Annotated in this window: 10 protein-coding genes; 6 read left to right on the top strand and 4 right to left on the bottom strand. The window is 75.0% G+C overall.

What is annotated here, in order from left to right; genetic code table 11:
* Positions 1 to 792, bottom strand: a 792-nt coding sequence (locus ACI789_RS24340) for a nucleoside-diphosphate sugar epimerase/dehydratase (RefSeq protein WP_457012128.1), incomplete at its 3' end; no start/stop codon positions are given.
* A gap of 549 nt (positions 793 to 1,341) precedes the next feature.
* Here ACI789_RS24340 and ACI789_RS24335 point away from each other — a divergent pair.
* Entirely contained in the window at positions 1,342 to 2,889 is a 1,548-nt protein-coding gene (locus ACI789_RS24335) for a lipopolysaccharide biosynthesis protein (RefSeq protein WP_457012127.1), read from the top strand.
* A complete protein-coding gene (locus ACI789_RS24330) occupies positions 2,886 to 4,082 on the top strand; it encodes a hypothetical protein (protein ID WP_457012126.1) in 1,197 nt (398 codons plus the stop codon). Before ACI789_RS24335 ends, ACI789_RS24330 begins: the two co-directional genes overlap by 4 nt.
* Here the strand turns inward: ACI789_RS24330 and ACI789_RS24325 are convergent.
* Both ACI789_RS24325 and ACI789_RS24320 read right to left on the bottom strand, forming a co-directional pair.
* The gene (locus tag ACI789_RS24325; protein WP_457012125.1) at positions 4,033 to 5,247 is read right to left on the bottom strand and encodes a carboxylate--amine ligase; all 1,215 of its coding nucleotides are present in this window, start codon (positions 5,245 to 5,247) and stop codon (positions 4,033 to 4,035) included. The two genes, ACI789_RS24330 and ACI789_RS24325, sit on opposite strands and share 50 nt — an antisense overlap.
* The gene (locus tag ACI789_RS24320) at positions 5,240 to 5,938 is read right to left on the bottom strand and encodes an RraA family protein (protein WP_457012124.1); all 699 of its coding nucleotides are present in this window, start codon (positions 5,936 to 5,938) and stop codon (positions 5,240 to 5,242) included. Before ACI789_RS24320 ends, ACI789_RS24325 begins: the two co-directional genes overlap by 8 nt.
* A gap of 163 nt (positions 5,939 to 6,101) precedes the next feature.
* Between ACI789_RS24320 and ACI789_RS24315 the strand changes: the two genes are divergently transcribed.
* The 3 genes from ACI789_RS24315 (at position 6,102) to ACI789_RS24305 (ending at position 8,772) form a co-directional block, all read left to right on the top strand.
* Positions 6,102 to 7,199 (top strand): isocitrate/isopropylmalate dehydrogenase family protein, encoded by a 1,098-nt coding sequence (locus ACI789_RS24315; RefSeq protein WP_457012123.1) that lies wholly within the window; start codon positions 6,102 to 6,104, stop codon positions 7,197 to 7,199.
* The gene (locus ACI789_RS24310; RefSeq protein WP_457012122.1) at positions 7,196 to 8,449 is read left to right on the top strand and encodes a glycosyltransferase; all 1,254 of its coding nucleotides are present in this window, start codon (positions 7,196 to 7,198) and stop codon (positions 8,447 to 8,449) included. Before ACI789_RS24315 ends, ACI789_RS24310 begins: the two co-directional genes overlap by 4 nt.
* Positions 8,450 to 8,583: 134 nt before the next feature.
* Complete coding sequence (locus tag ACI789_RS24305; RefSeq protein ID WP_457012121.1) at positions 8,584 to 8,772, top strand: hypothetical protein; 189 nt, start codon at positions 8,584 to 8,586, stop codon at positions 8,770 to 8,772.
* A gap of 5 nt (positions 8,773 to 8,777) precedes the next feature.
* Here the strand turns inward: ACI789_RS24305 and galE are convergent, their stop codons facing one another.
* Positions 8,778 to 9,776 (bottom strand): UDP-glucose 4-epimerase GalE, encoded by a 999-nt coding sequence (gene galE, locus ACI789_RS24300; RefSeq protein ID WP_457012120.1) that lies wholly within the window; start codon positions 9,774 to 9,776, stop codon positions 8,778 to 8,780.
* A 1,987-nt stretch (positions 9,777 to 11,763) separates the two neighbouring features.
* Between galE and ACI789_RS24295 the strand changes: the two genes are divergently transcribed.
* The coding region (locus ACI789_RS24295; RefSeq protein ID WP_457012119.1) for a nucleoside-diphosphate sugar epimerase/dehydratase at positions 11,764 to 12,657 on the top strand (894 nt) is incomplete at its 3' end.

Here is a 12,657-nt window from a genome sequence, read left to right as displayed (position 1 = left end):
CTCGTCGTCGACGTGCTGCAGCTCGAACAGCCGGGGGACGACGAACAGCTCGCACCGGTGCCGGTCGCAGGCCCGGATGACCCCGACCATGTCCGACTCCTTCATCGAGGAGAAGGCCACCACCACGGCGCCGATCCGGTGCCGGACGAGCAACGAGGTCATCGCCCCCGGGCCGCCGAGGACCGGGAGTCCACCGCCTCCGTGCAGGATCGGGTCGGAGTCGACGAACCCGACGGGATGCAGCCCGTACTCCGGGTGGTCGGTCAGGATGTCGACCACCTGGTGCCCGATCCGGCCGGCGCCGAGGACGAGGGCGCGGTGGGCGACCACCCGCCGGGTGCGGAGCCGGCGCACGACCGCGTAGGCGGCGGCACGGAGACCCACCATGGCCGCCCCGGCGGCCAGCGCGCCCCACAGGAACTGCCAGTCGATGATGTAGTCCGCCCAGACGGCCTGGGACCACAGGATCTGGCCCAGCACGGCCAGCCCGACCGCGGCCAGCCAGCGGCCGGCCAGGGCGGGCAGGTCGTCGAGCACCGACAGCGACAGCCGGGACCGGTACAGGCCGGCCAGCCACACGAGCCCGAGCAGGACGATGCCGAAGGCGGCGATCTTCCGCGCCGGCGAGTCGACGCCGATCGCCCGGCCGATCGCCTCGAGGCCGAGCACGCCGATCGCGACGGCCAGCAGGTCGGCGACTGCCAGCAGCGGCCCGATCCCCCAGCGCAGCATCCACCCCAGGGCGCCGCGAGCCGGGGCGGGCTCGGGGGACGGCGGGTTCGGGACGAGCACCGTCCCGGCACCCGCTGGCCGGACGGCGACCTGTTCGTTCCCGCTCAGGACGACCCCTCCCCCGTCTGCATCCGTCACTCCACCGCTCAGGCGGCAGTCGACCTCCCTGCCGATGCCGCCCCGCGCGTGGGCGCCGTCCTCCCGGTCCGGTACCCCCGGTCACGCATGACGGCTGGCGAGGAGGTTCGTTTCGGAGAGTAACCACATCGAGGGGGCCGCTGGGTCACTCTGCGCACCGCAACGTGCTCGAACAGCCATCGCTGCCACCCCCAGTGGCCACGAATGGTGACAGTGCGTAGTCAGCAGCCAACTGACCGGTGCCGCAACTCCGCATATGGCTGTGCCGCCCACCACGTGTGACTCCGATCACAGGCCTTCGTCAGTCGTCCGTACGGGTGAACCTCCGGGCGGGATGCACCCGTTGGCGCCGGCCCGCCCCGTCCGCGCGGGGGAGGGAACCGGGTCGCTCTGGTACAACGAGGACGAGCCGGGAGCAGGACGGGGCCGTCCGCGACGGGAGAAGACACGCGGACGGGGGACGGCGAGATCATGAGCGGACGCACACGGGACGCCGCCTCCGACCCGTCCTCCGTGGGCGAGGCGCCGCTGGAGGCGCCCGAGGCCGCCGCGCCGCCGGAACGGACGCGGGTCGACGCCCGTACGGCTGGCTCGAGCTTCCTCTGGTCGGCGGTCTCCTTCACGGCCAGCAAGCTGCTGGTCTTCGTGGTGACGCTGGTGATGGCACGCCTCCTCGTGCCCGAGGACTTCGGCGTGGTGGCGGTGGGGCTGGCCATCATCGCCTTCCTGGAGGTCGCCCTCGACCTCGGCGTCGGGTCGGCCCTGGTCTACGAGCAGGAGCGCGGGATCACCGCGCGGGTGCAGACCGCCTTCACCCTCAACCTGGTCATCGCCGCGGTCTGCACGATCGTCGGCGTGCTCGCGGCCCCGGTGGTGGCCGAGGTCTTCGACGTCGAGGACACCGACCTCCTGCGGGTCCTGTTCCTCTACTTCCTCCTCCGCGGGCTCGTCCAGGTGCCCGACGCGGTCCTGCGACGCGACCTCGCCTTCCGCAAGCGGGCGCTGGTCGAGGTCTCCCGGGCCCTGGCCCGCGGAGCCGTCTCCGTCCCGCTGGCCGTCGCCGGAGCCGGCCCGTGGGCGCTGGTCGTGGGCATCCTGACCAGTGAGGGGATCGGCGTCGTCCTCACGTGGTGGGCGACGCGCTTCCTGCCGACGTTCCGGCTGGACCGGGCGGTAGCCAGGACCCTGCTGGGCTTCGGGACGGCCGTGCTGGTCATGAAGATCCTCGGCGCCGTCCTGGAGAACGCCGACTACTACATCGTCGGCGCCCGACTCGGCACCTACGACCTGGGCATCTACACGCTGGCCTACCGGGTCCCCGAACTCGTCCTGGCCAACGTCTTCTGGATCTTCTCGAGCGTGGCGTTCTCCATCTACTCCCGCGCCCGCTCCGACGACGCCAGCGCGCTGGGTGCCGTGGCGACCCGCGCCCTGCAGCTGATCACCCTGTTCGCCTTCCCGACGGGCGTGGGGATGGCCGTCGTCTCCGAGCCACTCACCGTGGCCCTCCTCGGCTGGGAGTGGGAGGACGCAGCCGGGCCGATGCTCTTCGTGGCCCTCTCGATGGCGGCGTCCTCGATCGGCTACGCCTCGGGCGACGTCTTCCCCGCCGTCGGCCGGCCAGGCCTCCTCATCAGGATCGTGGCCCCCATGGTGGTCGTGAAGGTCACCGGGCTGTTCCTGGCCGCGCCGTTCGGGCTGACGGCGATGGCTGCGACCCTTGCCTGCATGAGCGTCGTCTTCGCCGCGGTCCGCCTGACGGTGGCCAACCGCCTGCTCGGACTCCGGGCCACGACCAGCCTGCGGGCCATGACACCAGGCGTCGTCGCCGCGGCCGGCGCGGCGCTGGGCGCGCTCCCGGTCGTCCTGCTCCGCGAGCCCGAGGCCGAGACGCTCGCCCTCGCCGTCCCGGCCGGCGTCCTGGGTGCTGCCGCGCTGGTCCTGCTGTTCTGCCGGCCCGTGCTGCGGGAACTGGTGGCCTTGGCGGCGTCGATGCGCCGGTCCAAGGCGAGCGCATGAGGACGTCGACAGCCGTCCGGTTCCTGCGCTCGGTCAGCCGTGGTGGGCGGCCGGCGCGGGTGTTCGGCCCCGCGGCGGCGGTCTCCGGGCTGGCGACGCCGCGCGACGTGAACCGTGTGCGCACCCAGCTGGCACGGACCGAGCGCTGGCTCGAGGCCGCCCGTGCCTCGGTGTACCGCGAGATCTGGGAGTCGGCAGCGCAGGCGGCCGGAGCGGTCGTGCGCGAGTCCCCGGCCGGCTTCCTCGAGATCTCCCGGGGCCGGGCCACGACCCTCGTCCGCGAGAACCTCGTCGAGCTCGACACCCCCGTCGTCCTGGACCTCGCCGGCGACCGGACCGCGGCCGCGGCACACCTGGCGCGGGCGGGGCTGGAGGCCGCCGAGAGCCTCACCTTCACCCTGGCCGACCCCGCACCGGCCCTGGACTTCCTGCGCACGCACGGGGCCTGCGTCGTCAAGCCGGCCTACGGGACCGGCGCCGGCGCCGGCGTCACGTGTGACGTCCGGACGGTCGAGGAGTTCGTGCGGGCCGCGCTCAGCGCCGTTCGTCACTGCCCGGAGCTGGTGGTCGAGCGGCAGCTCGAGGGCACGGAGCACCGGCTGTTCGTGCTCGACGGCACGGTGCTGGGGGCGGTGTGCCGTCGTCCGCCGGCAGTCGTCGGGGACGGCACCTCGACGGTCACCGACCTGATCCTGGCCGAGAACCGGCGGCGGCTGACCGCCGACGGGCACGATGGCCTCTTCCTCCTCAACCTGTCCCTCGACGCCTGCCTGGCCCTGCGCCGGCAGGGCCTCACGCCGGCGTCGGTTCCCGCCGAGGGTGTCCGGGTCACCGTCGCGCGGGCCGTCAACGCCGGCACCTCCGCCGAGTGCGAGGCCGAGGTGCCCCCGCCCACCCTGGCCGCCGACGCCGTGGCCGCCGTCCGGGCGCTGGGCCTGCGGCTGGCCAGCGTGGAGATCGCCACGCCCCGCGCCGACCGGGGGATCTCCTGGCCCGGGGCCGGGTTGATCGAGGTCAACAGCACCCCGGGGCTCTCGTACCACTACCAGGTGAGCGACCCGGCCCGTGTCCAGCCGGTGGCCGGGGCCGTCCTCGAGGTCCTGCTGCGGGAAGCGGCGGGAGATCGCCGTCCCCACTGCTCCCTCAGCGGGGTCGGCGGCCCGGGACCGACGACGTCAGGCGGCGCAGCGTGAACCGCAGCACCCGGCGGGCGAAGCCGCCCGCGTAGACCGCACTGGGACGCGGGTCCCGCGGGTCGAACATCGGCAGCCCCAGCGGACGGGCCAGGGACCTCAGCCACGCCACGGTGCCGAGCTGACCGAGCGCGCGGTAGGCACGGAACCCGTACCAGTCCTCGACCGGGTGCCACTGGGTCACCCCGCGCCGGAAGGTGGTCGGCGCGGTGACGGGCAGCCCCAGGGCACGGCGGTAGGAGATGGTGGCCATGTCGACGCCCGCGCGCTGCACCAGCTTGTCGGCCGCGGTGAACCGCGGGTTGCACTCGATGATCTTCAGCTGGCCGTCCCGGCTGTCCCGCTTGAACTCGACGTTCCCCACGCCCCGCAGGCCGATGCCGGTGAAGAAGCGCAGCCCCAGCTCCGCGGCGTCGGGCACCCAGTCGGTCACGTGGAAGGTGCCGAGCCCGAAGCCCGGCGGGTTCTGCCGCGGCTTGCGCTTGGTGAAGTGGAACAGCGGCGTGCCGTCGTCGTCCAGGTAGCTGTAGTAGGAGCAGTACCTGCTGTCGTCGCCCGGGATGATCTCCGTGACGATCATCTCCAGCCCGTGCTCGTCGGTGGCCCGGAAAGCGGCCTCGAGCGCCGACTCGTCCTCCACGATGAGCGCCTTGCTGCCGAAGGCGCGGGCGAACAGGTGCGAGTGGCGGGGCTTGAGCGCGAGCGGGAAGTCCATCCCGGCGGCGGCCTTGCGCACCTCCTCCAGCGAGCTGACGGCAGCGGTCCGCGGCGCCGGCACACCGACGGAGCGAGCCAGCTCGTAGGTGCGCTCCTTGTCCAGCATCGCCAGGGTGACCTCGTCCGCTGCCGCCGCGGGGCAGTAGCCCATGGCGACCAACTCGGCGCGGTGCCGGGCGAGGAACTCCAGCGCCCCGTCGCTGCACGGCAGGACGACGGCGCCACGGGGGCCCGTCCGCAGCCACGCCATCCACTCGTCGGCCGCGGTCGCCGACGACGTGACGTGGACGTAGCTGCTGACGTACCGGGAACGGCTGACGAGCGAGCCACCGGCACCGTCGCCGAGGGCGTGGACGGGGATCCCCTGTCGACCCAGCGCCCGGGCGACGGACAGCGAGTTGTAGCTGCCGCCCAGGATGACGGCGGGAGCCGCGGGGGCGTCAGTCAAGGTCCGGCTCCGACTCCAGGCCGTTGCCCGCCAGCATGGTGTCGACCCATGCGTTGGAGAACTCCCCGCGGGCGACGGCGCTCTGGTACTCGGCGGCGCCCGTCGCTCGCGCGTCGAGCCGCTGGAGCATCGACTCCGCGCTCTCCTGCGGGACCACCACCACGCCGTCGGCGTCGCCGACGATCACGTCCCCGGGGTTGACCACGATCCCCCCGACGCTGACCGGGAAGTTGACCTCACCGGGGCCGCGGTGCAGCGGACCCAGCGGCGTGGTGCCGCGGGCGAACACGGGGAAGTCGCCGAGCGCCAGGATGCCGTCGAGGTCGCGCACCAGGCCGTCGACGACGATCCCGGCGATGCCGCGGTGCCGGGCCTTGGTCGAGACCAGGTCGCCGACGACAGCGGTCATCATCGAGCTGCTGGCGTCGATGACGAGGACGTCGCCGGGGTTGGCCAGGTCGAGGGCCTTGTGGACCATCAGGTTGTCGCCGGGGAAGACCTTCACCGTGCAGGCCGGCCCGATCAGCCGCAGCTCCCGAGGGGTCACCGGCTTGATGGACGGGTTCATGGTGTAGAGCCGGTTCATCATGTCCGAGACGTCGGCCGCCCCGAAGGCGCCGAACCGGTGCACCAGGTCCGGGGACGACTTCCGCCCGTTGCGCCGGTAGCGGAAGCCGGGCCCCGGGGTCATCTCTGCCGACTGCGGGCGCGCGCTACCAGGCTGCATGAGTCCTCCGATGGGTGCTGCCGGACCGTGGCGCGCGGTTCGCGCACCGCCCCCGGCCGGCCTGGCCAGGCTATCGCGCCTGGTCCGGGCAGCCGGTCACCCGATCGGGTTCCAGTAGCCTCCCCCGGTGCCCCACGACGTGACCTTGATCCCAGGGGACGGCATCGGACCCGAGGTCGTCGACGCCGCGCACCGCGTCCTCGAGGCGACCGGCGTCGCCCTGACCTGGGACCTCCAGCAGCTGGGCCAGCCCGCACTGGACGCCGGCGCGTCCTCGGCGCTGCCCGAGGAGACCGTCCGCTCCGTCCGCCGCACCGGCGCCGCGCTCAAGGGCCCGGTGAGCACGAGCCGGACCGGCGGCTTCCCCTCGCCCAACACCGGCCTCCGCCGCGCCCTGGGCGTGTTCGCCCAGGTCCGCCTGGCCCGCTCCCTGCCGGGTGTGCCGACCCTGTTCCCGAACCTGGACGTCGTGGTCATCCGGGAGACCAACGAGGACCTCTACGCGGGCATCGAGTTCGCTGCGGGGACCGCCGGTGCGCGGGCCGTCGTCGAGGCCGCCCGCCGGCACGGGGCGACGCTGGCCGACGAGGCGGCGGTGTCCCTGAAGCCGGCGACCGAGGCCGCCGTCCGCCGCACGCTCGAGTTCGCCGTCGCGTGGGCCCGGCAGCAGGGGCGCCGCCGGGTCACCGTGGCCCACAAGGCGACGGTGATGCGGGCGACCGACGGCCTGTTCCTCCAGGTCGGCCGCGAGCTGGCGGCCCGCACCACCGACGTGGAGATCGACGACGTCCTGGTGGACAACCTCACCGCCCAGTTGGTCCGGCAGCCGGAGGAGGTGGACGTCGTCGTCACGAGCAACCAGTACGGCGACATCCTGTCCGACCTGGTGGCCGGCATGTCCGGGGGTGTCGGCCTGTCCCCCGGCGCCAACCACGGGTCCGGGGTGGCTGTCTTCGAGGCCGCGCACGGGTCGGCGCCGCGCCACGCCGGCGCCGACCGCGCCGACCCGCTGGGCATGGTGCGGTCCGGGTCCCTGCTGCTGCGGCACCTGGGCGAGGACGACGCGGCCGACCGGGTCGACGCGGCGGTGGCCGACCTGCTGCTGGAGGGTCGCGTGCGCACCTACGACCTGCTGCCCCCGGGGGCCGAGGGCGCCTCCGGCACCCGCGCGGTCGCCGATGCCCTGGTGACGCGGCTGACGTCCGGCTCGGGCGGGCAGCGGTGAGCGGGCGTCCGGCCCGGCCGCTGCGCGTGCTGCTGGTGACGACCCGGGACATCGGTCAGCGGGCCACCGGGCGGATCGTGGTGCTGCGCACCCACGCCGAGGCGCTGGCGGCCCTGGGGCACGAGGTCACCGTCGCAGTGGTCGCCCCGGCCCCGCCCGGGGAGAGCCGCTGGACCCGCCGGTTCCCCACCGTCCACGTCCGTTCCCCGCGACTGCCGTCCGTGGCGGTCTCGGCCCTGCGCGCCCTGACGGTCGGGCAGGGGTCGCTCAACGAGGCCCTGTTCGTCGACGCCGGGGTACGCCGGCGGGTGACCGAGTTGGTCACCGGGACCGGCGCGGACCTCGTCGTCCTCGACTCGCTGCGGCTGTCGGGGGCCGTGACCGGGGTCGACGTGCCGGTCGTCGTGGACCTCGACGACCTGCTCAGCGTGCGGTACGAGCGGCTGCGGACGACGGCGCGGACGGACCCCGGGGCGGTGCTCGGCTTCGCCGCCGGCCGCGTCCCCGGCCCCCTGCGCGGGGTCGCCGCCCGGGTAGCAGTACTGCTGCTCGGGTGGGAGGCGCGCCGCATGGCCGCCCGGGAGGTCGCGGTCAGCGCCTCGGCGCAGGCGGTCAGCCTCGTGTCGCACACCGAGGCCGCTCTGCTCGCGGAGCGGACCGGCCGGGACGTCGAGTGGCTGCCACCCGCCGTGCCCGTGCCGGAGGAGCCGGCCGAGCCGCGCGACGGCCTGGTCTTCCTGGGGGGCCTGGACTACCTGCCCAACGTGCAGGCGCTGCGGTTCCACCGCGACGAGGTGCTCCCCCACCTGGACCCGGCGGATCCCCGCCACGTCCTGCACGTGGTCGGCCACTGCCCGGAGCAGGTCCGCGCCGAGCTCGACGTGCCCGGCATCGTGCTGCACGGCTTCGTCGAGGACCTGCACGCCGCGCTCGGCCGACGGCTGCTCGTGGCCCCGCTTGTCGCCGGGGGCGGGGTGAAGCTGAAGGTGCTCGACGGGATGGCGCACGGGCTGCCCGTCGCAGGAACGCCCGGGGCCTTCGAGGGGCTGGGCCTGCCCGACGGGCTGGAGCTGCGCGCGGACGACGGCGAGCAGCTCGCCGCACTGGTCCGCGAACTCGCCGCCGACCCCGAGCGGTGCCGCGAGGTGGGCCTGCGCGCGCGCGCCGTCGTCCGGCACGAGTTCAGCGCCGACGCCGCGGCGCGTCGCTGGTCCGACCTGCTCGGGCGCCTCGCCGTTCCCCAGGGTTGAGCCCCTCGAGTGTCCGAACCGCCCGTTCCGGGGTAACGTGCCTGGCCAGGCTCGACCAGCCGGTGTCGGGGTGAGGCAGCACCTGCCGCGCCCGGGGGACACGTGCCGAACTGGTCCTCGCGACGGAACGGCGGGTGACCTCGATGCTGACCCTCGGCCTCGTCTGGCTGGTGTTGTCCGTCGTCGTGGCGCTGCCCCTGGGACGACTGCTGCGCCGGGCCGACGAGCGCCTGGCGGTCGACATGCTGCTCACCCGCGTCCACGCCGGCGTCATCGGCGACGCGGACCCCGGGCCCATGGCCCCCTCGGGAGGCGTCGCCTGACGCGGTCAGCCCGCGGAGGTGCCGGCGTTCCCGGTCGGTGTCGAGTTCCAGCCCGCCCACGCCGACTCGACCATGTCGCGCACGGTGAACCGCGCCTCCCAGCCGAGGGCGCCCCGGATGCGGTCGGCCGAGGCGACGACACGCGCCGGGTCACCCGGACGGCGCGGCTCGAGGACCGGCTCGGCCCACGGCTGGTCGGCGGTCCCGGTGACGGCTCGGATGGTGGCGACCATCTCCCGCACCGAGACGCCCTCGCCACGGCCGATGTTCGCGGTGAGGGCCTCCACGCGTCGCTCGTCGAGGGCCTGGGCCGCGGCCACGTGGGCGGAGGCCACGTCCCCGACGTGGATGAAGTCACGGATGCAGGTGCCGTCGGGGGTGGCGTAGTCGTCACCGAAGACCCGCGGGGCCTGCTGCTGCGCGAGGCGCTGGAACACCATCGGCACGAGGTTGGACACCCCCCGGTCGGTCAGCTCGGGGGCGACCGCCCCGGCCACGTTGAAGTACCGGAGGTTGACGTACCGCAGCCCGGTGGCCGCCGCGACCTCCTCCACCATGCGCTCACCGACGAGCTTGGTCGTGCCGTACGGGTTGACCGGCCGGCAGTCGAGGTCCTCGTGGACGACGTCGACGTCGGGAGCGCCGTACACGGCGGCGCTCGAGGAGAAGATGAGCGACCCCACGCCGGCCCCTGTCGCCGCCTCCAGCAGCGTCCGCAGGCCCTCGACGTTCTCGCGGTAGTAGTACAGGGGGCGCCGCACCGACTCCTCGACCTGCTTCTTCGCGGCCACGTGGACGACGCCGTGGACCGCGTGCTCGGCGACCGTGCGAGCAACGAGGTCGGCGTCGAGCACGCTGCCCGTCACGAAGGGCACACCGGGCACGCGCGCCCGGTTGCCCGAGGACAGGTCGTCGAGGACGACGACCGACTGCCCGGTCTCGCGCATCGCCGAGACGATGTGCGCTCCGATGTATCCGGCTCCCCCGGTCACCAGCCAAGTCACCACCGCAGGCTAACCAGCGGGAGAGGGGGTCCGGGCCCGTCACGGCCCAACCGAGGCGTCGGGTCACCCGTGGGGGTGAGCGGCGTCCTCGCCGACCGCGGGGTCCCCGGGGAAGACGGGCTGATCAGCGCCTCGTGGTGCTGCATCGTCCGCATCCGCTCACGCAGCGTGAGACGTCGCCGGGTGGCGTCATGGACGGGCGCCCACCGGGTTGCCGCGAGTGACCTTGGTCCCGAAGGTGAGCCGGGACGTGCGCGCTGACCAGGACGGACGGGGGGAACCGGGTGACGATCGGTGGTGGCTCCACCCGGCCGGCGGGCACCGCGACGGTGCCCGCGCCGGCCGGGTCCTTGGGGTGCCGCCGCTCCGCCGCATGCGACGGTCGGTCGCCGAGGTGGCTCGCCCGCGTGTTCACAGGCCTGCTGTTCACCGCGGCGGCCTGGGTCCTGCTCCTCGTCGTGGGCGGGACCGCGCAGGCGCAGGAGCCCGCGCTCCCCCTGCCGGAGGCGGCCGTGACGACGGCTCCGGCCGTCCCGGCGTCGACCCCGCCGGCGACGCCGGCCGGCACGCACGCGCCTGCAGCACCGTCCGCGGACGACACGCCGTCCGCGCCCCCGCCGCCGTCCGCTCCCGCGCCCTCCGCTCCGGCACCGTCCACCCCCACGCCGTCCACGCCCACGCCGTCCACCCCTGCACCGTCCACCCCTGCGCCGTCCACCCCTGCGCCGGAGGAGCCCGCCCCCGTCCCACCTGCGAGTGGCGCCCCGCCCGGGAGCGCGGCACCGCCGGTGACCGTGCCGCCACCGTCGAGCGGGGTCCCCTCCGACGGGCTCTCCACCGGGGGCACGGCGACACCGCCGGCCGCCGAGCGACCGCCCGCCGACGGCTTCCTCGGCGGCAGCGGCGGTCCGAGCGGGAGCGGCAGCCCCGCGCCGGCCACACCCGGTACAGGGAGCACCACACCGCCGCCGACGAGCTGCCCCGCGCCGGCCGGTGCCGGGACCACCGTCGTCCCGGCAGTCCCCACGGGCACGTCCGCCGTCGCCGGCGGCACGACCGACGCACCGGCCTCGGCGCCGGGGGCGGCAGCGCCGGACACGCCTCCGGCCTCGGGGTGTCCCGCACCTCCCGGTCCGGGCACCGGCACCCCCGTGCGCGGCACGGGGACGAGCACCCCGCCGGGGGACCCGGCGACGGCCCCCGGCGCGCGGCCGACCGTCGGCACCGCTGCTCCCGTCTCTGAGGGCGAGGTCCCCGCACCGGCTCCCGGCGCCCCCGAGACCCCGCTCCCCGACGCGGCCGCTGCCCCGGGGACCGACGCCGCCACCTCTCCCGCTGTTCCGGGAGCCGTGGTCACGTGCGGCACGCCGGCCCTGGAGGCCGCCGCCCCGGCGGCACCGCGAACCGGCGGCGCGCCTGGGACGGCGCCCCCCGACGGCACCACACAGGGCTCCGACGCACCGGCGCCGCCCGCCGTCGTGGCACCGGCGACCCCCTCCGGGACAGGCCTCCCCGCACCCCCGCCCCCGCCGCCGGCGCCTCCGGCGCCGGTCGGTCCATCGGCTCCGGCGGCTCCTGCCGGGCCCTCCGGCGGCGGGTCCTCCGGATCGGTCAGCGGCTCGAGCGGACACGGGTCCGACAGCGGGCTGCTGCACGCGGTGCTCGAGTCGTCGAGGACGGCGTCCTTGGCGCGCGCCTCCGCCCGCTACGCCCCGGGTGCTGCCGGGCAGGTCGTCGGTGGCGCCGACGACCCGGGAGCGCGACCCGACTGACCCGGCGTCCTGCCTCGCCGGCGCCCACAGCAGGCGCCGAGACACGCCGCAGCACGCACGGGCACGGCTCCTGGCCGCCGCCTCCATGGGAGGGCACGCCTCCCGCTCGTCGCAGGTCGTATCGCGCCCCGGCGCGCAGACCCGAAGGACTCCCGTTGAGGTACCTCAGCCGCTCACACGTCGTCGTCCCCCCGCGCACGTCCGACCGTGCGGGCGTGCACGCCCGCACGACCGCCCCGGCTCCCCGCTCCGGCCCCCTGGACCACGTCGTCCGCGCCCCCCGCAGCACGGCACCGCCCGGCCGGGCGTCCCTCGCGGACCCCGTCGACGTCCCCGTGCCCGATGCGGAGGTGGTCTCGGCCGGCTGGTCGCGGCTGGCCCGGTTCGGCGTCGGACCGTTCCTGGTGCTGCTGGACACCCTGGCCGTCGCCGTGGGGGTGCTCGGCATGGAGTTGGTCAGCCGGCAGTTGGGACTGGACTCGCCGGCGCGGAAGACTCTGGCCTTCGGCGCCGTCCTGTTGCTGCTGTTCTGGCTCGGCGGGCTGTACCGCTCGCGGTTGTCACTGTCGGTGCTCGACGACCTGCCCGCCCTGACCGGGCGCTGGCTCGTGGCGGGGGCCCTCGCCGTCCTGGGGCAGATCGCGTGGTCACGGACCATCTGGGCGGACTACATCATCGACTGGCAGTTCCTCTGGGGCGCCGTGACGATCGGGGTCGTCGGCGTCGCCCTGCGGGCGGTCGGGTACGCGATGGTGCGCCGGCTGCGCTCGCTCGGGCTGGTGGCGCACCGCGCCGTGGTCGTCGGAGCGGGCCGGGTGGGCGAGCAGGTGGCGAGCATCCTGCAGTCCCACCCCGAGTACGGGCTGCACCCGATCGGCTTCGTGGACGCCGACCCGCCGCGGAGGGACGACGACCTGCCGCTCCCCGTGCTGGGTGGTCCGCAGGCCCTGACGCGGGTCCTGGAGGAGTGGCAGGTGGGCAACGTGGTGGTGGCGTTCTCCTCGATGAAGGAGTCGGACATGGTCGGGGTCATCCGGGCCTGCGACCGGCACCGGTGCGAGCTGTTCGTCGTCCCCCGGCTGTTCGAGCTGCACCGGGTCGATGGGGAC

It is taken from the genome of Geodermatophilus sp. SYSU D00965 (genome assembly GCF_054050075.1).
This window is presented reverse-complemented; position numbering and strand designations above follow the sequence as displayed.

Excerpts from the sequence above, each read along its gene's own strand:
- ACI789_RS24320 (WP_457012124.1), bottom strand. The coding sequence starts at position 5,938 with ATGACCCCGGGGCCCGGCTTCCGCTACCGGCGCAACGGGCGGAAGTCG.
- ACI789_RS24330 (WP_457012126.1), top strand. The coding sequence starts at position 2,886 with ATGAGGACGTCGACAGCCGTCCGGTTCCTGCGCTCGGTCAGCCGTGGT.
- ACI789_RS24335 (WP_457012127.1), top strand. The coding sequence starts at position 1,342 with ATGAGCGGACGCACACGGGACGCCGCCTCCGACCCGTCCTCCGTGGGC.